The organism is Arachnia sp., from assembly GCF_057238465.1.
Map to the genome: position 1 here is coordinate 1 of NZ_DBHHFZ010000013.1, position 22695 is coordinate 22695.

Annotated in this window: 21 protein-coding genes; 10 read left to right on the top strand and 11 right to left on the bottom strand. The window is 67.8% G+C overall.

Going from position 1 to position 22695, the window contains the following annotated elements; all coding sequences use genetic code 11:
* The coding region (locus ACO6D6_RS12790) for a sugar-binding domain-containing protein (protein ID WP_484785628.1) at positions 1 to 1282 on the bottom strand (1282 nt) is incomplete at its 3' end.
* Between the two features lie 210 nt (positions 1283 to 1492).
* Here ACO6D6_RS12790 and ACO6D6_RS12795 point away from each other — a divergent pair.
* The 7 genes from ACO6D6_RS12795 (at position 1493) to ACO6D6_RS12825 (ending at position 8797) form a co-directional block, all read left to right on the top strand.
* A complete protein-coding gene (locus ACO6D6_RS12795) occupies positions 1493 to 2521 on the top strand; it encodes a LacI family DNA-binding transcriptional regulator (protein WP_484785629.1) in 1029 nt (342 codons plus the stop codon).
* Positions 2522 to 2832: 311 nt separating this feature from the next.
* The gene (locus tag ACO6D6_RS12800; RefSeq protein ID WP_484785630.1) at positions 2833 to 3729 is read left to right on the top strand and encodes a hypothetical protein; all 897 of its coding nucleotides are present in this window, start codon (positions 2833 to 2835) and stop codon (positions 3727 to 3729) included.
* A gap of 40 nt (positions 3730 to 3769) precedes the next feature.
* Entirely contained in the window at positions 3770 to 5161 is a 1392-nt protein-coding gene (locus ACO6D6_RS12805) for a peptidoglycan-binding protein (RefSeq protein WP_484785631.1), read from the top strand.
* Positions 5158 to 5832, top strand: coding sequence for an ABC transporter ATP-binding protein (locus ACO6D6_RS12810; RefSeq protein ID WP_484785632.1), 675 nt, complete (start codon positions 5158 to 5160; stop codon positions 5830 to 5832). The genes ACO6D6_RS12805 and ACO6D6_RS12810 overlap by 4 nt, the downstream gene beginning before the upstream one ends.
* Positions 5822 to 7015, top strand: a complete 1194-nt coding sequence (locus ACO6D6_RS12815; protein WP_484785633.1) for an ABC transporter permease — start codon at positions 5822 to 5824, stop codon at positions 7013 to 7015. Before ACO6D6_RS12810 ends, ACO6D6_RS12815 begins: the two co-directional genes overlap by 11 nt.
* A gap of 78 nt (positions 7016 to 7093) precedes the next feature.
* Positions 7094 to 7714: an SIMPL domain-containing protein gene (locus tag ACO6D6_RS12820; RefSeq protein ID WP_484785634.1), complete on the top strand. Its 621-nt coding sequence runs from the start codon at positions 7094 to 7096 to the stop codon at positions 7712 to 7714.
* A 3-nt stretch (positions 7715 to 7717) separates the two neighbouring features.
* Positions 7718 to 8797, top strand: coding sequence for a winged helix DNA-binding domain-containing protein (locus ACO6D6_RS12825; protein ID WP_484785635.1), 1080 nt, complete (start codon positions 7718 to 7720; stop codon positions 8795 to 8797).
* Positions 8798 to 9182: 385 nt separating this feature from the next.
* Here the strand turns inward: ACO6D6_RS12825 and ACO6D6_RS12830 are convergent, their stop codons facing one another.
* The 8 genes from ACO6D6_RS12830 to ACO6D6_RS12865 all read right to left on the bottom strand — a co-directional run bounded on the left by ACO6D6_RS12830 (position 9183) and on the right by ACO6D6_RS12865 (position 16785).
* Positions 9183 to 9671 (bottom strand): SixA phosphatase family protein, encoded by a 489-nt coding sequence (locus ACO6D6_RS12830; RefSeq protein ID WP_484785636.1) that lies wholly within the window; start codon positions 9669 to 9671, stop codon positions 9183 to 9185.
* Between the two features lie 241 nt (positions 9672 to 9912).
* Positions 9913 to 10908, bottom strand: a complete 996-nt coding sequence (locus ACO6D6_RS12835) for a TRM11 family SAM-dependent methyltransferase (RefSeq protein ID WP_484785637.1) — start codon at positions 10906 to 10908, stop codon at positions 9913 to 9915.
* A gap of 36 nt (positions 10909 to 10944) precedes the next feature.
* On the bottom strand, positions 10945 to 11583 hold the full coding sequence (locus tag ACO6D6_RS12840; RefSeq protein WP_484785638.1) for a hypothetical protein: 639 nt from the start codon (positions 11581 to 11583) through the stop codon (positions 10945 to 10947).
* Positions 11584 to 11619: 36 nt separating this feature from the next.
* Complete coding sequence (locus tag ACO6D6_RS12845) at positions 11620 to 13323, bottom strand: ABC transporter permease (RefSeq protein ID WP_484785639.1); 1704 nt, start codon at positions 13321 to 13323, stop codon at positions 11620 to 11622.
* Positions 13316 to 14242 carry an ABC transporter ATP-binding protein gene (locus ACO6D6_RS12850; protein WP_484785640.1) on the bottom strand — a complete coding sequence of 309 codons (927 nt, stop codon included), beginning with the start codon at positions 14240 to 14242 and terminating at the stop codon, positions 13316 to 13318. The genes ACO6D6_RS12845 and ACO6D6_RS12850 overlap by 8 nt, the downstream gene beginning before the upstream one ends.
* A gap of 49 nt (positions 14243 to 14291) precedes the next feature.
* Positions 14292 to 15002, bottom strand: a complete 711-nt coding sequence (locus ACO6D6_RS12855) for a hypothetical protein (protein ID WP_484785641.1) — start codon at positions 15000 to 15002, stop codon at positions 14292 to 14294.
* Between the two features lie 267 nt (positions 15003 to 15269).
* Positions 15270 to 16238 carry a hypothetical protein gene (locus ACO6D6_RS12860; RefSeq protein WP_484785642.1) on the bottom strand — a complete coding sequence of 323 codons (969 nt, stop codon included), beginning with the start codon at positions 16236 to 16238 and terminating at the stop codon, positions 15270 to 15272.
* Positions 16222 to 16785: an inorganic diphosphatase gene (locus ACO6D6_RS12865; protein ID WP_484785643.1), complete on the bottom strand. Its 564-nt coding sequence runs from the start codon at positions 16783 to 16785 to the stop codon at positions 16222 to 16224. The genes ACO6D6_RS12860 and ACO6D6_RS12865 overlap by 17 nt, the downstream gene beginning before the upstream one ends.
* 77 nt (positions 16786 to 16862) lie before the next feature.
* Between ACO6D6_RS12865 and dacB the strand changes: the two genes are divergently transcribed.
* From dacB to tilS, 3 genes are read left to right on the top strand one after another with little or no spacing between them, the layout of a single operon-like run.
* Positions 16863 to 18260 carry a D-alanyl-D-alanine carboxypeptidase/D-alanyl-D-alanine endopeptidase gene (gene dacB, locus ACO6D6_RS12870; RefSeq protein ID WP_484785644.1) on the top strand — a complete coding sequence of 466 codons (1398 nt, stop codon included), beginning with the start codon at positions 16863 to 16865 and terminating at the stop codon, positions 18258 to 18260.
* Positions 18260 to 19225, top strand: a complete 966-nt coding sequence (locus ACO6D6_RS12875) for a zinc-dependent metalloprotease (RefSeq protein ID WP_484785645.1) — start codon at positions 18260 to 18262, stop codon at positions 19223 to 19225. Before dacB ends, ACO6D6_RS12875 begins: the two co-directional genes overlap by 1 nt.
* 8 nt (positions 19226 to 19233) lie before the next feature.
* Positions 19234 to 20226, top strand: a complete 993-nt coding sequence (gene tilS, locus ACO6D6_RS12880; protein ID WP_484785646.1) for a tRNA lysidine(34) synthetase TilS — start codon at positions 19234 to 19236, stop codon at positions 20224 to 20226.
* Positions 20227 to 20716: 490 nt separating this feature from the next.
* Here the strand turns inward: tilS and ACO6D6_RS12885 are convergent, their stop codons facing one another.
* Together ACO6D6_RS12885 and ACO6D6_RS12890 are read right to left on the bottom strand one after the other, a co-directional pair.
* Complete coding sequence (locus ACO6D6_RS12885) at positions 20717 to 21637, bottom strand: hypothetical protein (protein ID WP_484785647.1); 921 nt, start codon at positions 21635 to 21637, stop codon at positions 20717 to 20719.
* The gene (locus ACO6D6_RS12890) at positions 21634 to 22239 is read right to left on the bottom strand and encodes a hypothetical protein (RefSeq protein ID WP_484785648.1); all 606 of its coding nucleotides are present in this window, start codon (positions 22237 to 22239) and stop codon (positions 21634 to 21636) included. The genes ACO6D6_RS12885 and ACO6D6_RS12890 overlap by 4 nt, the downstream gene beginning before the upstream one ends.
* Positions 22240 to 22695: the final 456 nt, after the last annotated feature.

A 22695-nucleotide genomic window follows, 5' to 3' on the forward strand; every position in this document is an offset into this window, starting at 1 on the left:
CGTTGTCGGCCTCGGACATGACGTAGAAGCCGTACTCGTCGCACAGCTGGTAGAAACGCGGATCGTTGGGGTAGTGGGAGCTGCGCACCGCGTTGATGTTGTGTTCCTTCATCAGCTGCAGGTCCCGTTTCATGTGGTCGAGGTCGACGACGGGGCCGGTGACCGGGTCGGAGTCGTGCCGGTTGACGCCCCGCAGGGTGATGGGGCTGCCGTTGAGACGCACGACCGCGTCCCTGGCCTCGATCTCCCGCACCCCGACCCGGTCGGTGATGACCTCGCCGGGGGTGGTGAGGACCAGGGTGTGGAGGTAGGGGTCCTCCGCGCTCCACAGGTGGGGTGCCGCGACGGCGAGCTGGGCGCGGTGGGTGTGGTCGGGGTAGCCGGAGAAGGGTTCCAGGACACCGGCGGCCAGCACCCGTCCTTCGTGGTCGGTCAGCTCGGCGGTGGTGGGGACGGCCCCGCCGCGGTAGGAGCCGCGGATCTCGACGACGGCGGTTTCCGGGGCCGCGCCGATCACCGGACCCAGCGAGGTCGTGACGGTGTAGTCGAACAGCACCGCCTCCGGGCGGTTCAGGAGGTAGACGTCGCGGAAGATGCCGGAGGTGCGGAACTTGTCCTGGTCCTCCAGGTAGGTGCCGTCGCACCACTTGAGCACCAGCACGGCCAGGCGGTTGGCGCCGGGACGGATGTGTTCGGTGACGTCGAACTCCGCAGTGGCGTGGGAGACCTGGCTGTAGCCGACGTAGGCGCCGTTCAGCCACACGTAGAAGCAGGAGTCGACGCCCTCGAAGACCAGCTGGGTGGTGGGTGCGGCGGGATCCGGGGTGTGGTCGAAATCGCGGATGTAGGCGCCACAGGGGTTGTCCTGGGGCACGTGGGGCGGATCGAAGGCAATGGGGTAGCGAATGTTGGTGTACTGGTGGTGGTCGTATCCGAGGTGCTGCCAGGTGCTGGGCACCTGGATCATGGTGAATCCCTCCGGGACCGGTTCCGGACCCGGAGGTGTCCCGCCCGCGTTCTTCCCGGCCGGGACCGGCGCGTCGGCATTTGTTTCATCTGCCGTTGCGGCTGCCGGGATCTCCCAGAAAGCTTCGGTGAGGTCGTGGATGCTGGGCAGGTACCGGAAGGCCCACCGACCGCTGAGCAGGTGGAAACGGTCGGATTTCTCCCGTTCCCAAGGACTCGAGGCGGCGGGGGCGGATGCCGGCACGTAATAGGCGCGGGGCGGCAGGGTGTGTTCGTGGAGGACACCGAGGTCCTCGAAGTATCCGGGAACGATCATCGTTCAGGCTCCCTGAAGGTCGACGGGCACAGGGGACGCACAGCCGTGCACGTCCTCATGGTGACGTTCTCATGCTACTTGTAGATCCTCGTTATAGCACTGTTTTGCAGGGAAAATCTCAAGAAATTGGCGCCGTGAGGTGGTTTGTAATGGTAACGTCACCAAAAACCAGGGCTGGGGTCTCTGCAGCACTCCTGATAGCCTCCCGTCATGCCGAGGCAGCGCCGGAGCGCGGAGGAAGCGCCATCGATGGGTGACGTGGCTCGTCTGGCCGGGGTGTCCGTGCAGACGGTCTCGCGCGTGGCGACGGGTTCCGAACAGGTGCGCCCGGAAACCCGCGAGAAGGTGCTGCGGGCCATGAACAAGCTGGGTTATTCCCCCAATCGCGCTGCCCAGGCCCTGCGCCGCGGCTCCTTCAAGACGATCGGCGTGCTGACCCAGCAGATCCAGCGCACCGGCGAGGCCCTCACCACCGCGGGTGTGCTGGAGGCCGCCACCGCCGCCGACTACGCCGTCAATCTCATCCAGGTGGAACGTCCCGTCTCCGACGACCTGCGCCAGGCCGTCTACCGGCTCTCCCACCAGGCCATCGACGGTCTCGTCGTGGTGCAGGCCGGACGGGCGGGTCGCGAACACCTCGTCCTGCCGCCGTCGATGCCGGTGGCGGTCTCGGATTCCACGCTCGTGGACCACTACCCCTCCGCCAGCGCCGACCAGGTCGGCGGGGTGCGTGAGGCCGTCGAACATCTCCTGGGGCTCGGGCACCGCAACATCCAGCACGTGTGCGGGCCGGGGGATTCCCAGTCGAGCCTGATCCGCAGGGCCACCTGGGCCAGGTGTCTGCGGGAGGCGGGGCTGCCGGTTCCCGAACCGATTCCCGGCGACTGGAGCGCCGCGGCGGGCTACGCGGCAGGCCGGCTGCTGGCCGCCGACCCGGAGGTGACTGCCGTGTTCTGCGCCAACGACGAACTGGCCCTCGGCCTGATCCGGGCCATGCACGAACATGGCAGGCGGGTGCCCGGCGACGTCTCCGTCGTCGGTTTCGACGGCTTCGACGTCGGTGAGTACAGCTTCCCGCCGCTGACCACCGTGCGCCAGGATTTCAGACGCCACGGTCGCGAAATGGTGGGTCTCGTGCTGGAGCAGGTGGCCTCCGGGGTGCGCGACGGCAGCCGGAGCATCATCATCCCCACCGAACTCATCCTGCGGGACAGCACCGCCCCACCACCCACGACGTGAAGAACACCCGCTTCTATTTTCGTGCATGAATCGCGGAGGTTCGACGTTTCAACGTCGCCACACGACGTTGAACCGTTCTTCACCCGCGAGTCGTGCACGGGAAGGGCAGAGGAGGGAAGGGCGTGCGCACAGGATTGTTGACAAGCCCGGAGACGGCCGCTTTCTTTTTCCGCGGAATCTGCTGGGTGGCCCTGAATTTTCTGCTTGACCTCCCGCGACGGTGCCACTTACAGTTTTCCTGCCGCAATGGTGTGGCGCACAGTAGAAAGAAAACCAAGATGATCTCGCGTCGGTTCACCGGAAAAGATCTGATGACCGCAATCTTTTCCCCAGCTCATCGGTTTCGTGTGATTCTGGCGCGCTGCGGCCTCGTCGCGCTGCTGGCGGGATGCGGAGCCCCTGCCCCCGTCGCCGTGACGCCTGGCCCGGCCCCCACCATTCGCAGCTCGTCGGAAATCGATCTGCCGCTCATGGCCTACCGGCTCACCATCGACAACCTGGAGGTGATCCAGCGCGGGGTGTACCAGCAGCAGGTGGCGTGCGCCGCGCGCTACGGGGTGACGATCACCCCGGAGGAGGTGGATCGTGCAGCCCTGAAATCCGAGCTCGACGTGTCGCGGCGTTATGGGTTGGTCAATCGTTCGGAGGTTGAGCAGTACGGTTATAGGATTCCTCCCTCGGGGGAGAAGGAGCTTGAACGTGACCCCTCCGCCGGTCACACGAAACGGGACGAGGTGCTGACGGGGCAGGCCGAGGGGGGAGGCCCCAGTTCGCTGAAGGATTCCGAGGGCAATCCGCTGCCCGAGGGAGGGTGCGCCCAGCTCGCCTGGAATGAGATGCGCGAACCGAGCGGGGACGGAACGGAACTGGCGCAGAAGCTGCTCGGGGATGCTTGGAGTGCTCTGCTTGAGAACGAGACCTTCAAGGGCGTGGAGAAGGACTGGGCGGCCTGCATGAAGAAGGCCGGCTACGACTTCCAGCATCGCTGGGAGGCCGGTAATTCCGTTGGGGAGGCTGATGCCGGTAGGCAGCGTGAGATGGCCCTGAAGGATTTGGGATGCGCGGAGGAGACCAATTACGTCGGCCGGGCGATGGCCGTGGACGTGGCGATCCAGAAGAAACTCATCAGCGAGAACGAGGCCAGTCTGCGTGCCGAGCTCGACGTTCAGAAAAAGGTCCTCGAACGGGCAAAGGAGGCTTTGAGGTGACGTTTTCCCGATCCGCGATCCCCGCCGTCTGACTGCGACCATGAAAGCCTGGGTACGCCGTCATCCGCTCGCTGCGCTGATCATTCCGGCGCTGGTGATGCTGCTCGTCGGGTTGGTGGCCGGCCAATTCGTGAAATCCCCCGCCCAGGTGGCGGCCGACGCCGCGCCACCTGAGCAGACCACCCTCACCGCTCCCGTGGAGAAGGGCAGAGTGCAGCGAACCGAATCCGCCGACGCGCAGGTCAAACCCACGGCGCCCGAGGTGGTCACCCCCGCACCCCCGGGAGGGGGAGCCGAAAAGGCGGTGGTGTCGGCCGTTCACGTCAGCGTCGGTGGGAAGGCCGAGGCGGGCACCTCCCTCGTTGACGTGGCGGGACGCCCCACCTTCGTGCTGCCCGGCAACCTGGCCGCCTACCGCACGCTGGGGCCCGCGATGACCGGCCCCGACGTCACCCAGCTCCAGGCGGCGCTGCGCACCCTCGGATACAAGATCCCCGAAGACGAGAAAACCTTCGGCGCCGCCACCAAGGAGGCCGTGAACGCCCTCTACGCCGACCGCGGCTACAAGGCGACGCGGGTCGGTGACGAGGAGGCCGACGCCGCGGCCAAGGCCGAGACGGCCGCCAGCCGCGCGGTCCAGCAGGCAAAGGTGGTGCTGAGCCGCGCCGAACGCGACTACGCGGCGGCCAAGAAGGGTTCCGGCGACGACCAGGGGGAAACCGGTACCGGGGATGGAAAATCCAAAGGAGGATCGGGGGAGTCGCCATCCAAGGACACCATCGAGGATGCCAAAACCTCCCTGGCCCAGGCACAGGAGGACCTCAAGGCGGCGCAGGAGGCGCTGGTCAAGGCCCGTGACGCCGCAGGACCGCAGGTCCCCCTGGGCGAGGTCGCCTTCCTGCGCCATCTGCCGGCGGTGGTGGACACCATCGGAGTCAGCGTCGGAACCGAGGTCGGAACCGGCACCATCACGCTCGCCTCCGGTGATGTCGCCGCCGTCGCCAAGCTGGCCAAGGCGCAGACCACGCAACTGGAGGTCGGCGACGCCGCCACCCTCATCACCCCCGACGGCACCCGCATCCAGGGAAGCGTCACCGACGTGACGGCGCTCAGACCCGAGGAGGGCCAGGTCGAGGGAGCGGTGCAGGTGACCGTCACACCCGAAGCCCCTCTCGACGCCGGCCTGCGCGGCACGACCATCAGGGTCAACATCGCCACATCCACCTCGGAACAGGAGACGCTGAAGGTACCGGAGGCGGCGGTAACCACCGGCGCCGACTCCAAGAGCCGGGTGCGGGTCAAGGAAACCTCCGGTTCCTACCGCGATGTCGAGGTCACCGTCGGTGAGTCCGGTGACGGCATGGTTGGGGTGACCGCCGTGGACGGGCAGCTCGCGGAGGGCGAATCGGTCGTGGTGGGGATCCTCCGGTGAAGGTCCTCGAATTCCGTGACGTGACCCGGACATTCCCCGGACCGGTTCCCGTCGAGGCGTTGAAGACGTGCAGTTTCACCGTCAACGAGGGGGACATGGTGACCATCGTCGGTCATTCCGGTTCCGGCAAGTCGACGCTGCTGAACCTGGCCGGGCTGCTGGATCGCCCCAGCAGCGGAACGGTCCTGGTCAACGACCTCGACACCACGAAACTGAGCGAATCCGACCGCACCGCCCTGCGGGGAAGCAGCATCGGTTTCGTGTTCCAGGCCTTCCACCTCATGCCCCACCGCAGCGTCACCGACAATGTCGCGCTGGCCGGGCTCTACCAGGGCGTTCCGGCCGAGGAACGAAAAGAGGCGTCCCGCCGGGCCATCGACCTGGTGGGTCTCGGCCACCGCAGCGACTCGCCCGCCGGGTTGCTCTCCGGCGGCGAGAGACAGCGCGTCGCCATCGCCCGGGCGATGGCCGTCAACCCCGCCATCCTGCTCTGCGACGAACCCACGGGAAACCTCGACAGCATCAATTCCGAGGCGATAATCGACCTGCTGACCACCCTCAACGGGGCCGGAACCACGGTGGTGATCATCACCCACAACCCCGAGATCGCGGGCATCGGGAATCTGCGGCTGCGGCTGCACGACGGGGTGGTGACCCGCGATGCCGCGTGAACGTGACCGGGTCCGGTTGGCGGTGTTGTTCCAGGAAGCGATAGCAGGTCTCGTCCAGCGTCCCGGCCGGTCCGTCCTGACCGCCCTGGGCACGGTCATCGGGGTGGCGGTGCTGGTGGTGGTGCTCGGGCTGACCACATCCGTCTCGGTGCAGGTGACCGCGCAGTTCAGTCTCGTCGAGGCGACGGAGGTGCGGGTGACGCGCGCCGAACGACCACGCCCCAGGGTGGCGTCGCTGGACTTCCCGATCGATGCTGCGGAACGGGCCGAGCAAATCAACGGTGTCAGGAGCGCCGGGCTCCACTGGGAGCTGAAACAGCGCGCAACCAAACCCCCGGAGACACACGATGCCCGCGTGATCGCGGCCTCGGCGGGGACCTTCGAGGTCGCGGGGGCGACCTTCTCACAGGGGCGCGGCTTCGACGCCGGGCACGAGCAGCGGGGAGCGCGTGTCGCGGTCATCGGCAGTGGCGCCGCCCGAGACCTGCGCATCGACGACCTGTCGCGCGGCCCGGCCGTTGCCATCGACGGGGTGCCGTTCACGGTGATCGGCATCATCGACGACACCAAACGGCTGCCCGAACTGCTGGCGGGCGTCGTCATCCCCACCCGGACCGCGCAGGCCCTGTGGCACGACCCGCCGCCGGAGGCGAAGGTGAACCTCGTCGTCGACGTCGCCCCGGGTGCGGCCCAGGTGGTCGGTCCGCAGCTGCCCACCGCCATGTCGGCCACCCAGCCGGAACTGTTCTCCGTGTCACTGCCCCCGAGCCCGGAGGGGCTCCGCGCAGCCGTCAACTCCCAGCTGAGCGGCCTGTTCCTGGGGCTCGGGGTGGTGTGCCTGATCGTCGGCATGATCGGTATCGCCAATACCACCATCGTCGCCGTCATCGAACGCACCGGGGAGATCGGCCTGCGACGGGCGATGGGTGCGCAGCCACGCCACATCGCGGCCCAGTTCCTCCTCGAGGCGGCCGTCCTGGGTGGGCTGGGCGGGCTCGTCGGAACCAGCCTCGGGGTGGTGGCGGTGGTCGCTATCTGCGCCGCCCTGACCTGGACGGCGGTCGTGCCGCCGCTGCTGGTCGCGGCCGGGCCCCTCGTCGGTCTGGTGGCGGGCACGCTGGCGGGCATCTACCCCTCCCTGCGGGCCTCCCGCCTCGAACCCGTCGAGGCGCTGCGCTACTGAACAGGGAACAAACCCGCCTCGCACCGCGCCCCGCCTTCACGGGATATCCGGGACGGTGCAAGCCCGTAGGATTCGCGCATGGAGATTCTGGTCGAGGGGTGTGCGGAACGGCGGGTGCGGCCTGAGCGGGGGGAGCTCCGGCTGGGGCTGGAACACGAAGGCGACAACCGGGAATTCGTCGTGGACCTCACCTCCGACCTGGCAAGGCGTTTCTCCGAGGCCGTCGCGCCGCTGCACCCGCAGGCCGTCGTCTCGTGGGGGTTGGAACCGGTGCGGGTGTGCACGTGGCGGTCGCAGCGCAGGGGTGCCCTGCGGTACCGGGCCTCTGCCGAGGCGACGGTGGTCTTCCGAGACTTCCAGGCGCTCGCGGACTTCGCGGTGGGGTGGGGAGCGGCCCCCGGGGTGGAGGTGCGTCACACGTCCTGGAAACTGACCCCGGAGACGGAGCAGAGGGTGGAGGACGAGCTGCTGACCGAGGCCGTGCAGGCGGCCCGTCGCCGCGCCGACATCATGGCCCGGGCCGCGGGCGCGGAGGTGAGCGTCTGCGTCGAACTCTCCGACCACCGGCCGGAGCCGCAGCTCGCCCACGGTGAGGTGTTGGCGGTGGCCGCCGCGGCGCCCGAGGGCGGGGGAGGGGTCGTGGAACCAGACGAGATCTGCCGTGCGGTCAGCGTCCACGGCAGGTTCCGGACGGAGTGAACGATGGTTGACGCGGCACTCGCACGCGCCCGGCTCGTCTCCCAGGGGCTCGTTGTCCGCCGCTGGGAGCGTCCCGCCGAGGTCGCGGCCGCGTTCGGCGCGCACCAGGGCCAGGACCTGCCCGGGGTGCTGGCCTCGATCGCGTTGCGCAGCGACGGCGGCATCGAGGCCGTCGTGGAGGCTTGCGCCCGGGGTGAGATCGTGCGCGGCTATCCGATGCGCGGCACCGTTTTCCTGATGGCCGCCACCGATGCCCGGTGGATCACGCAGCTGTGCGTGGACAAGTCGCTGCGGGAGTCGGAGCGCATCCTCAAGAGCCGCGGGATGGGGGAGGGGCATCTCGAACGCGCCGCCGAGATCGCCGCCGAACTGCTGGTCGACGGGCCGAGGTCCCGCGCGGAGCTGCACGCGCGCTGGACCGAGGCCGGGCTGTCGGAGGCGCAGGGCGCGAACTACCACATGACCTTCCAGCACATCGCCACCGGAATGCTTTGCTACGGACCGGTCGTCGACGGCGACCAGCACGTCGCCCTCACGAGGACGTGGCTGCCCGCCGGAACCGGGCTGGAGGAGCGTTTCAACGGCGACCGCGACGCCGCCTGCGCCGAACTGCTCGACCGCTACCTGACCAGCCGCGGCCCCGCGACGCTGCGCGACTTCTCCTGGTGGAGCAAACTGCCCCTTGGTGCCGCCCGGCGGGCGTTCGCGCTGATCCGGGAACGCTTCGAGGAACTGCCCGGCGACGAACCCCGCTACCAGCGGGCCGGGCTGGTCGACGAGGTCGCCGCGGCCGGGCGGTCGGCGTCGCGACCACTCCTGCTGCCGGGCTTCGACGAGTTCATCCTCGGCTACCAGGACCGCCTGTTCGCCCTCACCGAACGCGACCACCCGAAACTCGTCCCCGGCAACAACGGGATGTTCAAACGCGGCGCCGTGCTGGGAGGTCGCGTGGTGGGGTCGTGGAAACGGGCCGGACCCCCCGGCAGACGTCGCTTGGAACTGACCCGTTTCGAGGACCTGTCGTCCCGGGCGGAGTCGGGATTCGAGAAGGCCTTCCAGGCCTGGCCGTTCCTCACGGAGTGAACTCGGGGCCCGCCCCCTGTGTCACAACCTCTCCCCGTGCACGACTCGCGGAAGAAGAACGGTTCAGCGGGGCCCGTCGAGGGGTCTGGGGTTCGCCGCCCCGGGACCCGTGCACGACTCGCGGAAGAAGAACGGTTCAGCGGGGCCCGTCGAGGGGTCTGGGGTTCGCCGCCCCGGGACCCGTGCACGACTCGCGGAAGAAGAACGGTTCAACGTCGTATGACGACGTTGAACCGTCGAGCCTCCGCGATTCGTGAACGGGAGGGGGCGCGATGCTGCTGCCCGTCGGTCCTGCTCAACCGGATTGGAGAGAGGGAAGTTGGTTGAGCCGATCCTCACGAGCGTCATCGAGTGGGTCGTGTCGAAACCATCCCGACGCGGAGGTTCAGCGGCGGATGGTGCGTTCCATCCTCACGTGACCCAGCTCGAAGGGGGCCAGGCTGGACCAGTCGTCGTCGAAGGTGAACTCCGTGAAGGTGGACGTCGGGTACCAGCACTGGAGACGGTCGGCCTCCCGGCTGTCGGAGGCGTTGCCGAGTTGGGCGGCGAGCGCCGGAATGGTGGGGGCGTGCCCCACCACCAGCAGGCCGTTCACGGCGGGGTCGGTCTCGCCGATGTGCCGAAGGAGGGCGTCGGCGCCCTCGTAGTAGAGGTCGTCCAGGTATTCGACGGGGATGTCGAGGCCGAGTGCCGCGAAGGTCTGCCGGGCGCGGGTTGCGGTGGAGACCAGGGCGTGTTCCAGGCCGAGGGGACGCAGCTGCAGGCCCGCCTCCTGTGCGTCCTGGATGCCGGCGGGCAGCAGCTCCCGCGAGTGGTCGCCGCGGGGATGGCTGGCCCGGGTTTTCGCGTGGCGCATCAGCACGAGTCGTCGCATGGGGCGAGTCTACGAGCTCCGCCGGAGCCGGCCCGTCGTCCCTGATCCGTTTTGCTGGCCCTAATCCCTGTTTGCTGGGCTTGTTGATGTTTGCTGGCCTCACAGCGCAGGCAAACGTGAACAAGCCCAGCAAACTGGGGGTAAGGCCAGCAAATCGGTGGTAAGGCCAGCAAACCGACGGGCGGGGCGGGGTGGGGTGGGGGAGCGGGCCCCTGATGGGCTCCTCGGGCGATGTGATCTCTCAGTCGGTGGCGACCGGTTTGACGGCGACCATGAGGTCGCGGCGGATGGAGGAGTCGACGCGGTGCGCGAACCGGTCCCACGCCCCGCCGGTGAGGACCTCCAGGCCGGCGTCGGCCAGCAGCGCCGCCAGGTCCTCGCGGGGCATGCCGAGGGTGTTCCAGCTGATTCCCAGCGACCCTCCCGGGTGCAGCTGCCCCGCCCACACCGGGATCGTCTCCGCCAGCAGCTGCGCCGGGGTGCGCGACCTGCGCCCGCCCGACGTTGATCCGTGCACCACACCGTAGGGGGCGTCGGTGACGATGGCGTCGAAACGTTTCTTCCCGTACAGCGACCCCGACGAGCGGGCGTCCCCGGTGAACACCGTCGCCACCAGTTCCCGCCTGTCGACGGTGATGCGTGCGTCGAAGCGACGACCGATGCGCGCCCCGTTGCGGCGCACCGGGGTGACGGCGGCCGTGTGTTTGATGCGTTTGCGGCGCAGCCAGGTCTTGTAGAACGCCGCCATCGCGTCGAAGGCCTTGTCGTCGGCCTCCACGCCGAAGGCGTCGCAGCCCGCGATCAGCGCCGTCGAGATGGTGGTGCCGCGCCCCGCCATCGGGTCCAGCACCCGGTGGGGGGCGTTGCGCCTGGCCGCCGCGATGGTGACGTTCAGCAGCAGCCGGGTGAACTGTTCGTTGGTCTTTCCCTGGTACTTGGGGATGGTCACGAGGTCGTCGTCGAGGACATCGGTGTGCGGCAGCGCGACGGGCCGCAGCAGGTCGCCGTCGCGCTGGAACAACGCGAACGCCGACGACTGCCGCGCGATGCCCGCCAGCTCGTCGCGACCCATGCGCTCGGCGTCGAAGGCCAGGTAGTCGACGCCCGCCACTTCAGCCTGCGCGATTCCCGAGACGAAGGGGGCGGTGATCTCCAGTTCGGCGGCGGTCAGCGCGGCCGCCTCGCCCGCGTACACGCGATTCGCGGACGGGTTGCGCAACAACAGGTACGACGACATGGGGGCAAGTCTTTCACGTCGCGACGCCGCAGGGGCTCACTGCCAAGGAAGAAGGCGCCGGTACTGTTTGCGTGCGGGCATCGCATGGATGACCAGTTCGTCATCGTTCTTGAAAATCAGGACAACCACTTCGAGAAGACGACCTGCGGAATCAAACCCCAAGCGCAGTTCCCGGTGCGGCCAGTCATCGTCTTCAAGATGTGAGGTCCTGTTGTGGGAGTGCTGTCCGGGCGAGGACGTGCTGGGCGGGATGAGGCGGTGACGCACCATCGTGTTCCTGTACTGGACGTACCGGTCACGATGGTGGGGCGTCGGATCGCCCGATCCAGTGCGCCGCAGCCGGGCATGACTTCCGCAACAGGACCCGGGATCCAGTGAGGCCACGCTGCGACAAGGGATGCGTCCGTTTCGGAGACGCCGTGTTTCAATGCGGTTGGATGAACTCTCATGCGGCGAACTGGGCCAGCGCACGCCGGATAGTCTCTGACCTGGAGAGTTTTCTCGGGAAGCGATTGCGTCGAGCGCATTGATTTCGTCGGTTGTCAGCCGGACCGCGACCACCTGCATCGGTTCGGCCCCGCGCCCGGGACGTCCGCGCCCGCGTCGTGTGAGTTCCTCGACGTCGTATCCGGCCTCGGCTTCGTCGGCCCAACGTTGGATCTGTTCTTCGGTCACCATAAAATATTGTATGACGAAAATTCTGGGATGGGTTCACCGCAGGAACAGGGCCTTGAGGCGCAGCGATGCCACCCACACCCCGAGCATGGCCAGGACGACGAAGTAGAGGGCATGCCCCGCGGTCAGCCAGCTGACCGCGCCGGCGTTGAGGTCGCGGAGCATCTCGATGCCGTGCCACAGCGGCAGGCACTTCACCGCCGCCGCGATCGGGGCCGGGTAGACCTCGACGGGGTAGAAGGTGCCGGAGAACATGAACATCGGCATCAGCACCAGCATGATCCAGTCCATCTGCTGGAAGGTGCGGCAGAACGACGTGGCCGCCATCCCCAGGGCCGCGATCCCGAAGGCGATCAGCAGGCATGTCGGGATGGTCAGCAGCACCCACCACGACCCGACGAGACCCAGCAGCGCCATGACCGCGACGAAGCTGGTGGCGTAGATGCCGCCGCGCACCAGGGCGACGGCGATCTCGCCCAGCGCCACGTCCAGCGGCCCCAGCGAGGTGCTGAGCATCGTCTCGTAGAGCTTGTTGAACTTCAGTTTCATGAACACGTTCCAGGTGGCGTCCATGACCGCCCCGTTCAATGCGGAGGTGGCCAGCAGCGCGGGCGCGATCCAGGCGGAGTAACTGGTCCCCGCCTGTACCTGACCGATGAAGGTGCCCAGGCCGATCCCCATCGCCAGCAGGTACAGCACCGGTTCGACCGCCCCCGTTGCCATGAGCAGGCCGCTGGCACCCCAGTTCGCCTTCAGACCCCGGGCCGCGACGATGGGGAATCTGCCGCTGAACGAGGCCGAGTGGTTCGTCCCGGGAAGCAGCGACTGGCCGTCCGGCAGCCCGTCCGGCACCGCAGCCACCGGTTCCGAGGCGACCCGTTGCCTGACCTGTTTCTGGCGGGGACGGGGCAGGACCCCGGTCAGTCGCAGGTGGAAGATCCGCCGGGCGAGCAACAGCCCGGCGACGCTCAACACGGTCAGGTAGGCGACGTGCACGAACGGCAGCCACGCCGGCGCGGCCTGCCCGAGGGTCAGGATGCGGGCCAGATTCACCCCGTGCCACAGCGGCGAGACCCAGCCGATCGGGTGCAGCCAGCCGGGCAGCACGTCGAGGGGAAAATAGGTGCCGGAGAACAGCGTCAACGGCAGCACCACCAGCCGCGAGAAGATGGAGAACTGGCCCTTCTCGTCGTGTTGGAGGGCCGTCCAGGCCATCACCGGGTTGCCGAACGCCCACGCCGTCAACACCGCCACCGGGAACAGGATCAGCACACTCACGGGGGTGATGGCCCCGAAGACCAGCAGCACCACGATGACGGTGGTGCAGTTGATCAGGTAGCGCACCGTCGAGCCCAGCCAGTGTCCCTCCGCCAGCTGCGACGGGGTGGTGGGGGTGGAGGCGGCAGCCTGGTACAGCTCGTGCCATTTGAAACTGGAGAACACCTCGAGGGTGTTCTCGGCCTGGGCGGCGTGCACGGCGGTTGAGAGCAGCATCGCGGGCGCCACGAACTGCAGGAAAGGCACCCCGAGCGCCCCCGGGCTGGCGGCATCCACCACCACGCCCAGACCCACCCCCAGCGCCAGCACCGTCAGCAGCGGTTCCAGGGCGCCGATGGCGAACAGGCTCACCCACCAGGAACGCAGCTGCATGACGACGTTGCGGGCGTGATGGAAGGCGCCCCAGCGCGCGACCTGCGCGGCCCGGGCGTCGTGATCGACGGGGGTGAGGGTCTCAGTCAATCAAAGACCTCCCCGTCAACCTCAAGAACACGTCCTCCAGCGAACATCGCCGCACCAGCGACGAGTTCGGCTCCAGGCCGCGTTCCATGATGGCGCGCAGCGCGGCCTCGCCGTCGTCGGAGTAGACCAGGATCCGGTCGGGGAGGGTTTCCATGCGATTCCCGATACCTGCGATGCGCTCGGCGGCCCCGGCGTTGCGGGTGGAACCGAAACGCAGCTCCACCACCTCGCGGCCGGCGTGTTCCCGCACCAGCTCCGGTGGGCTGCCCTCGGCGACGATCACGCCGTGGTCGATGACGATCAGCCGGTCGCAGAGCTGCTCGGCCTCGTCCATGTGGTGGGTGGTCAGCACCAGCGTGGTGCCCTTCTCCTTCAGCTGGAACAGCCGGTCCCACAGCACGTTGCGGGCCTGCGGGTCCAGGCCCGTGGTGGGTTCGTCGAGCAGCATGATGCGCGGATCGGAGACCAGTGCCCGGGAGATCGTGAGGCGGCGTTTCATGCCGCCCGAGAGGTCGTCGACCCGGGAGTTGCGTTTGTCGGTGAGCTGCGCGAACTCGATCAGCTCCTCCGCCTTCGCGGCCAGCCAGCGCTTCGGCAACCCGAAATAGCGGCCGTAGAAGATGAGGTTCTCGCGGACCGTGAGCTGGGCGTCGAGGTTGTCGTTCTGCGGCACGACCCCGAGGTGGGCGCGGATCCGCGGCCCCTGCTCGTCGGGATCCATTCCTAGGATGCGCAGCCGACCGCCGGAGCGGTGCGAGACCCCGGCGATCATGCGCATGGTGGTGGATTTGCCCGCCCCGTTGGGGCCGAGCAACCCGAAGGACGTCCCGGGCTCGACCTCGAAGTCGATGCCGCGCACCGCCTCGAAAGCGCCGTAGGATTTGCGTAGCTCCTGGGCCAGGATCACCGGATCACTCACGGGGCAAAACCCTACGCCCACGGCCCGATGAATCCATTCCCGGCTGGCATCACCGCCAGCCGGACTGCCCCTGGGGTTGCTGGTAAGTGGGTTGCTGGTAGGTGGGTTGGGTTGGGGACTGCTGCCCCGTGGGCTGCTGGTAGGTGGGTTGGGTTGGGGACTGCTGCCCCGTGGGCTGCTGGTAGGTGGGCTGGGTTGGGGACTGCTGCCCCGTGGGCTGCTGCGCTCCTTGGGATATGGGCGGGAAGCAGTCGATGTAGCGCTCCACGTAGGCTTTCTGGCCCTTCCCCTGTTCGACGTACTTCTCCACGTGGGGAAGCTGGGTCCGCATGAAATCGACGATGGCGATCGCGATGGTCTTGTTCCTGTCGTCGCGCCAGAACACCGCGGGTTCGATGTGAATCCTGTTGACGCCTGCATGGTCGAACACGTCAAGGCAGCGATTCCGGCCGGTGATCCGCATGTGCGCGATCTCCGGGTAGGTGATCTGGCCCAGCACGTCGTTGCCCTGGGCGAGGACGAACCGACCCTCACCCATGTGGACTTGGCGGGCCGGGTCGAGCAGCCACAGGAGCAGGAGCAACGGTGCGAGCACGGGGGACAGCAGCAGTATGAGAAGGGCCCCGGAACCGCTGGTCAGGAAGTAGAGGTCGTTGTGGTTCTGGATGACGAGGAGGACCACACCGATCAGATAAACCGTCGCGATCAGGGGAGACAACCATTTGATCGGGTTGCGGACGCGAAACTTGACGGTTTTCACCGGGGCTCCTTCCGTCTCGGGCGCTGCACGGGTCCCGGGACGGCCGTAGCGTAGCGCCAACTCCGCGGGATCACATCTGCGGGGGTCGGGGAAGCGTTCGGCACGCGTGGTTTCCCTCGGCGCGGCCGGGGTGCTGGTCGTGTGATTCGGGGATTGCGCGGCCATGCAGCACTCAACCCGGATTCCGGGCCGAAATGGCCTATTTTTCCGGTTGAGCGCTGCGCAACCGGGGAAACCCTCGGTGCACGGAGCCCACCGGATGGTCTCTCATTCCGGTAGGAAGTCGATGAAGCGTTCGGTGTGCCGACTTCGCTTGTCGAGCCGGACCTCGGTGCCGTGGAGGAGGTCGCGGATCTGATCGGCCATGCGATCCACCTTGGCCTTCATGAACCGGTTGGACATCAGCCACGGTCTCATCCGGATGCGCAGGGTGGCGGTGCGGTCGTAGATCTCCAGGTCGTACTTGTTTTTCCAGAGCCTCATGTGCGCGATGTCCCGGAGCGCCACCTGTCCTTCCACCTCGCCCTTCCAGGAGAGCATCATCTCCTCCCTGTCGATTTCCAGCCAGCGAACGGGTTTGCGCAGAACCAGCAGCAGGGGCAACGCCATCAGGGCGAGCATGTTGAGGATGGGACCGAGCCAACTCCATGTGGGCCAGCCGCGCCCACCCGAGGAACCCGTGACGTTCGGTGGTGTGGCGGAGGGGGAGCCCGTCGGTGTCGCCACCCCCGAGGTGCTGGCCTCCTGCGACGGGGGTTCGCTGGGCTCCTGGGTCGGGGGTTCGCTGGGTTCTTGGGTCGGGGGTTCGCTGGGTTCTTGGGTCGGGGGTTCGCTGGGTTCTTGGGTCGGGGAGGGCAGCGGGCTGCTGCTGGTTTTCTGCGACGGGATTTCGCCGCTTTCCGTCACCAGCGGTGGGAGGGAGGGGACCCGGAGGCTGGGAAGGGAAAAGGTGATGCGAGTGTCCGTGGGTATGGACGGCAACCTGAAGGTGCTGTGTTTCCCGGTCGGGGAGGGCCGAACCCCCGCCCCATAGGGGCTGGGGGAGAAAATGGTGGACGCGGCGAAGAAGACGAACGCCACCGAGATGATGTAGATCAGGGAGAACAGCAGGTTCTGGCAGCCCATTCCGTCGCGGCAGCGGATCTTGAAAGTCAGCAGCGGCCGCTCCGGCGCAGGCGGTGCCGGTTCCGGGCCGGGTGGTTCCGGTGTCTCGTCGGCCTCAGGCGAGGTTGACATGGTGGTGCTCGAAGGGGGTGCCCTTCGCGCGTTCGATGGAGGCGATGATCTCCTCCTCCGCATCCGTGCGGCCGGTCCACGTGGCTCCCTCGACGGACTTGCCCGGCTCCAGGTCCTTGTAGACGCTGAAGAAGTGCTCGATCTCCAGGAGGATGTGCTCGGCCACCGAGTCGAGGTCCTTCAGGTGCCTGCGGCGGGTGTCCGCGGTCGGCACGCACAGCACCTTGTCGTCGCCACCCATTTCGTCGGTCATGCGGAACATCGCCACCGCATAACACTGGATCAGGCAGCCGGGGAAGGTGGGTTCGGCGCCGATCACCATGGCGTCGAGGGGGTCGCCGTCGAGCCCGAGAGTGCCCTCGATGAAGCCGTAGTCGTAGGGGTACTGGGTGGACGTGAACAAGGTGCGGTCCAAACGGATGCGACCCGTCAGGTGGTCCATCTCGTACTTGTTCTTGGTGCCCTTCGGGATCTCGACCGTGACATCGAACAGCACGCGGCTCTCAGGGTTGAAGATCTCAATGCTCTCAATGACGTCGTCGCTCACTGTCGCTCCTATGATTGATGCGCCGCCGTCTGCTGACGGCCAGTGGTCAAGCACTCTACCGGACGAGGAGCGTCGATTTGTCCCCCCAGAGAATCCCGTGGCGACCCGTGATCATCTGGGGGTTGGTCGGGTCACTGCTGGTGGCCGCCTTCACCATGGCGGTCATCCACGGAGCGGCGTCATCCGCCGCCGGAACCGCGGCCTCCGTCGCCGTTTCCTCGCCAGCGCCGTCCCCGCAGCAGAAACCGGCCGGTCCTGTCTCCGCGGCCCCGGAGGCCGCCCCCGGCAAACTCCCGGACCGTGCCGCGCTGGAACAGCGCCTCAAGTCCCTGGACGTCGCGGCCCTGACCAAGGGCGTGCCGGAGGGGTCGTCGCTGAGCCTGGCCTACCAGGTCCTCGACGTCGAGACCGGGGATGTGCTCGCCGCCTCGAACGCCGATCGGCTCCTCGTGCCCGCGTCGAACACGAAACTGCTGACCGTCACCGCTTTGCTGTCGGTTTTCAACGGCACCGAAACCTTCGACACCACCGTCGTCTCCCCGTCCCCCGGGCAGCTGGTGCTGGTCGGAGGTGGTGACCCGCTGCTCGCCTCCGCAGCCTCCGACGGGAACCCGAAACGCGCCTCGCTGGAGGAACTGGCGGCGAGGACCGCGGAGAAGCTGAAATCGCAGGGCCTGAGCAAGGTGAGTCTCGGTTACGACGCCTCCCTGTTCCAGGAGTCGTGGGCCACCACCTGGCCCTCCAGTTACCGCGACCAGGTGACCCAGATCTCCGCGCTCTGGGCCGACGAGGGCCGCGACGCCAAGCAGGTGCGTTCCACCGACCCCGCGGGTGATGCCGCCCGCATCTTCGCCACCCAGCTGGCCGCCCAGGGCATCACCGTGGAGGGCAGTCCCGCGGAGACCAAGGGCTCCGGGGAGGAGATCGCGAAGGTCAGCTCGCCCGGGGTTCACGCCCTCGCCGCGGCCGCGATGGAAAACTCCAACAACTCCTACACCGAGGTGCTCGGCATGCAGCTGGCCCGCAAACTGGGCCAGCCCACCACGTTCGCCGGGACGGCCGCCGCGGTGCAGCAGGAACTCACCCGCCTGGGGTTGTGGCACGAGGGGGCGGTGCTGCACGACGGCTCCGGCCTGACCCGCGAGAACCAAGTCACCGCGTCGATGCTGGCCGGGGTGGTCCGATACGTGATGATCACCCCCCAGGCCTCCGTCGTGCAGGAGGGTTTCCCCGTCGCAGGGGTTTCGGGGTCGCTGGCCAACCGTTTCGACGACGAGATCTCCACCGCTGGCCGCGGCATCGTGCGGGCCAAGACCGGCACCCTGTCGCTGGTTTCCACCCTCGCCGGGACCACCGTCACCGCCGATGGTCGCGAGGTGGCTTTTGCATTCATCACCAACGGCTCCACCGACGGCTGGGCCGCTCAGGTGTGGAGCGACCGGGGGTCGGCCCTGATCACGGGGTGCGGTTGCTGATGCAGCGCCGACCCCACGTCTCCTGGCCGCTGGCCCGGGTCGTCGAACGGCTGCTCGCCGACCCGGGGCCCGGTGTCTCTCGGCCGGAGGCGGTGCGTGAGGTAGCCGCGCTCAGGGCCGCGGCCCGCAGGGCCGGTGACCTGGCCGTCGAGCACTCGGGTCTGGACGGTCCGGCCGCCGCGGAGGTCATCGTCGTTGATCGTCCCGGATGGTCCAGGCGGGCCGCGGTGATGGCCGACGACCTGCTGGGCCGGTTGCCGCTCAAGGAGCAGCCCGCCGGTCCGCGACGCACCCTGGCCGGGATCGGTTACGGGCTGGTCGCGGGGATCTCCTTCGCGGTGATGGGGCGGGGTCTGCTGGGCCAGTACGACCCCTGGGCGGGACGGCTGATGCTGGTGGCTCCGAGCATCGTCGAGGTGCGGCGCGGACGCGGCCTCGACCCCGACGACCTGCGGCTGTGGGTGAGCCTCCACGAACAAACCCACGCGGTGCAGTTCAACTCCGCGCCCTGGCTGCTCGGTCACGTCGAGGAGCTGATCGCCGCGCTCAGCGTCGACGACCCCTCTCCGACGGAGATGGCGGAGGGGATCCGCGCGGGCCGGGGGGTGGCCTCGTTGCTGGTCACCGCCGAGGGGAAGCATCACCTTGACACCCTCACAGCCACCATGACCCTCCTGGAGGGCCACGCCGACCTGGTCGCGGACACGGCCGGGGCGGTGCACGTGCCCTCGGTGCGGCAGTTGCGTGAGGCTTTTGCCCGGACGGCCGCCGGCACCGGTTGGCGACGCCTGATACCCGGCCTCGACAAGGGCCTCCAGTACCGCGACGGCCTGGCCTTCTGCCGGCACGTGGATCTCAGGGCCGGGATGGGGGCGTTGACCGCCGCCTTCGCGGGGCCCGCGAACCTTCCCACCGTGGCGGAGATCACCGACCCCGACGCCTGGCTGCGGAGGATCCATGGCTGAGGGGCACCGTGGCCAGGCGTGAACTCGGACCCGCCGCGTTGAGGGTCGGCAGGGCGGTGGCGGAGTTGCTGCCCGCCGGTCCCGTCATCGTCGGGGTCTCCGGTGGCGCCGACTCCATGGCGCTTGCGCTGGGGGCGACGTGGGCTGCACCCCGCACGCGATCCGAGGTGGGGTGCGTCGTCGTCGACCACGGCCTGCAGGCGGGTTCCGCCGAGGTCGCGGAGCGGGCGGCCGGAGCGCTGGCGGTACGCGGCATCGACGCCGAGGTTCGGCGCGTCGAGGTGGGAGGCGCCGGCGGGATCGAGGCCGCGGCCCGCCAAGCCCGCCTGGAGGCCCTGTCGCGCGATGGTCATCCCGTGCTGCTGGGCCACACCCTCGATGACCAGGCCGAGACGGTGCTGCTGGGGCTGCTGCGCGGCTCCGGCATCCGGTCGCTGGCCGGCATGTCGGTTCGGCGCGGCCCCTTCCTGCGGCCGCTGCTGGGGATCCGGCGCGCCGAGACCGAGGCGGCCTGCCGCGAATGGGGGGTCGAATGGTGGGACGACCCGATGAACACCGACCCGCGTTTCGCGCGGGTGCGCGCCCGGTCGGCGCTGGCGCTGCTGGCCTCGGAACTGGGCCGCGACGTTGCCGTCGGCCTTGCCCGCACCGCCGACCTGGCCCGCGGCGACGCCGACTTCCTCGACGAGCTGGCGGAACTCGCCCTCGTCCGGGCTCGTCGGGGTGAAGCCGATTCGCCTCGTTCCGCATCCACTCCACAGCCGCCCGATAGGTCCGGTCCGGGTGACGCCCTCGATGTCGCCACCCTCGCCGGGCAGCCGGACGCCCTCCGGGGCCGGGTGCTGCTCGGCTGGCTGCGGAACCACGGCAGCGAGGCGACCCGGGTCCACGTCGCCGCCGTCGACGACCTCGTGCTGGCCTGGCGGGGCCAGGGGCCGGTCGCAGTGCCGGGAGGGTCGGTGCGAAGGGTCGCGGGCCGACTGGAGTGGGTGGCCGGCTGAACGGGTCGTGAGGAATGCGTGAGTCGTGTCGAAACCGGTCTTCACGAACTGGTTGAGCCAGCGTGTGAGCGAAGTAGATGGCTGAGTCGAAACCATTCATGGCGCTTGGTGGCCGGAGCTCGGCCACGGCTCCCCGGACATGTGCGAGATGGTTTCGACACGACCGGCTCGCTGACGCTCGCAGGTCGGCTCAACCAGCTTCAGGACAAGACAAAGCCGGTTGAGCCGGGCTGCGACGAAGGGGCAGTCCATGTCGAAACCACCGGCAGGCGAACAGCGGACCCGACCACAAGTCCCCGACCGCCCTCCCCGCGCCTCGCCCTGCTTTTCCCGTACACGACTCGCGGAAGAAAAACGGTTCAACGTCGTGTGGCGACGTTGAAACGTTTTTCTTCCGCGTTTCGTGTACAGGGGGAAGGGAGGGGATTCGGGGGATAAGTGGGGGCCGAAGCTGGTTGAGCCGTGGCGAAACCGGCAGGTGAGAAGGTCCTCAGCAGCCGTGTTTGTTGTTGTTCGTGGGGCAGGGGGCGAGTGCGGTGGGGGTGCCGGTTGGATTCGGCGATGGCGTCGGGGCCGGGTACGACTGGTTGTATTTTCCGTTCGGGATATTGACCGCGACGACTTCGACCACACTCGTGTTGACCTGCGAGGAGAGATCCATCTGGATGGTGCCGTTCTTGCCGAGTCCGCGCCAGTTGATGACCCAGTGGGCGGTGGCGGTTACCGTGAAGTCGCCGCGTTGGTGGTAGACGTATCCGCAGTCCGGTGATTTCTCGTCGTGGGTTCTGTGCTCAGGGTGTTCCGTTCCCTTGCCACACTCCTTGGTGTCGCCGTTGCCCATTTCCCACGTCACCCCCGCGACCATGGCGGTTGCGGTGACGCTGTAACCGGATTCGGTGACGGTTTTGGTGATCGGCCCCCATGTGTCCCTGCCGGGATTGTTGACCCACATCCAGTTGTGCCAGCCCACGTAGTTGCGGCCCTCCGGTAGCTGTTCGAGGGGCGAGGGCCACATTCCGATCTCGGGTGCCTTCAGGTCCATGCGTCCGATCGCGATCTTGGCCAGGACTTCGGGTTCTGGCGCCTCCCGCGGGGCTGGTTCGGGTGATGGGCCGGAGGGGGCGAAAAGGACGCATTCCCCCGTGCGGGAGTCGTACTGGAGGCAGCCTTCTGCGGGCCAGTGCGGCCTTTCCTGGCCGCCTCCGCCCCCGCCACCGGGGTTTCCGCGGGGCTGGGCGGGGGATTTCCCGGGTTGGCCGCCGGATCCCGGCACCCGCACCGTGATGTCACAAGAGCCGAATCTGCTTTCTTTTTTTGCGCATCCGACATCGGCATCGGCCCGGGCCGGTTGCGCGGGCAGACCGGCCACCGTCAGGAGGAGCGCCACGGTGGCGGCGGCGAGGCGTTTCATGCTGGACATCTGGGCACCGTCTCGTTCGTGGTGTCCCCGAATTTCCAGCCGTCATTGGTCTTTACCACGGTGACATTCCACTGGAGGTACGAAGGCCGCCCCGGTGGGACTACGCTCTTCCCGGTCGCGGAATCGATCATGTCCACCTTTTCGCTGTCGGTGCACATCTGGACATCGATGCTCCGCACGCCGTCCGTCTCCTCCGGTTCCGAGGCGCCGGTGATGTGGACGACCGTGGTCCCGGTCTGCACCTGCCCCTTCTCGCGATACTCTTTGACATGGCCCATCTCTATGGTCTGGCTCTCCCCAATGGCGATGTCCTTCAGGGGCTGCGTGTCGGCATCGGGATTGGTGAATATCTCATCCGTGATGCGGTAGTACTCGATCAGCGTGTTCGCCGCCTCCAGCTGCTCCGGGCTGAAGGTCTCCGACGGTTGGGGCTTCGGGGATGCGGAGAACGACGGCCAGCTCTTGGTGGAATCCGGATACGATGCTCCCCACGAATCCGTGCTCAGCGGCCTCGAATCCCCGCCGCACGATGACAGCAGGAACACAACTGCGGTTGCGGCGACCATGCCGATTCGTCCACTGCGTTGTTTCATTGTTCAACACCTCCGGTGGCGTCAAAGCGACCCGGGCTGGTCTCTCCAGCTCTCGGGACCTTTCCGAGCCTAGGACCGCTCACCGGGTCCCTGCGGGGAGTTCGAGAAACCCCGCAGGGGTTGAAGAAGGTCTGGCCAAAAGTTAGGGGGTGGGTCGTCGTGGAAGTCTGGATTGCGTTCGGACCGTCATATCGGCTTGGAATCAAACCGGGCAAACAGATTGGCGCCCGGCCCAGGGATGATCAGGGGGCAGGACATGGCCGGAGGGATTCTCACGGCTGAGGGGACCCTGAAGTCGGGTACAGACCCTGCCTGCAAGGAGACGATTAAAGTGGGACCACAAAGCAACGAAGCGGCAGCCGAACTCACCGAGGAGAGGAATCTGATGGGAACCAGTGTTATCCATCGCCACCGTCCCGCCGGTCCGCGCTCCCTTCGTCTCGGCAGTGCTCATGC

Bases quoted from the DNA above. Each gene is read 5' to 3' on its own strand.
- ACO6D6_RS12795 (WP_484785629.1), top strand. From the start codon at position 1,493: ATGCCGAGGCAGCGCCGGAGCGCGGAGGAAGCGCCATCGATGGGTGAC.
- ACO6D6_RS12800 (WP_484785630.1), top strand. From the start codon at position 2,833: ATGACCGCAATCTTTTCCCCAGCTCATCGGTTTCGTGTGATTCTGGCG.
- ACO6D6_RS12805 (WP_484785631.1), top strand. From the start codon at position 3,770: ATGAAAGCCTGGGTACGCCGTCATCCGCTCGCTGCGCTGATCATTCCG.
- ACO6D6_RS12815 (WP_484785633.1), top strand. From the start codon at position 5,822: ATGCCGCGTGAACGTGACCGGGTCCGGTTGGCGGTGTTGTTCCAGGAA.
- ACO6D6_RS12820 (WP_484785634.1), top strand. From the start codon at position 7,094: ATGGAGATTCTGGTCGAGGGGTGTGCGGAACGGCGGGTGCGGCCTGAG.
- ACO6D6_RS12825 (WP_484785635.1), top strand. From the start codon at position 7,718: ATGGTTGACGCGGCACTCGCACGCGCCCGGCTCGTCTCCCAGGGGCTC.
- ACO6D6_RS12830 (WP_484785636.1), bottom strand. From the start codon at position 9,671: ATGCGACGACTCGTGCTGATGCGCCACGCGAAAACCCGGGCCAGCCAT.
- ACO6D6_RS12835 (WP_484785637.1), bottom strand. From the start codon at position 10,908: ATGTCGTCGTACCTGTTGTTGCGCAACCCGTCCGCGAATCGCGTGTAC.
- ACO6D6_RS12860 (WP_484785642.1), bottom strand. From the start codon at position 16,238: ATGTCAACCTCGCCTGAGGCCGACGAGACACCGGAACCACCCGGCCCG.
- ACO6D6_RS12875 (WP_484785645.1), top strand. From the start codon at position 18,260: ATGCAGCGCCGACCCCACGTCTCCTGGCCGCTGGCCCGGGTCGTCGAA.
- ACO6D6_RS12885 (WP_484785647.1), bottom strand. From the start codon at position 21,637: ATGAAACGCCTCGCCGCCGCCACCGTGGCGCTCCTCCTGACGGTGGCC.
- ACO6D6_RS12890 (WP_484785648.1), bottom strand. From the start codon at position 22,239: ATGAAACAACGCAGTGGACGAATCGGCATGGTCGCCGCAACCGCAGTT.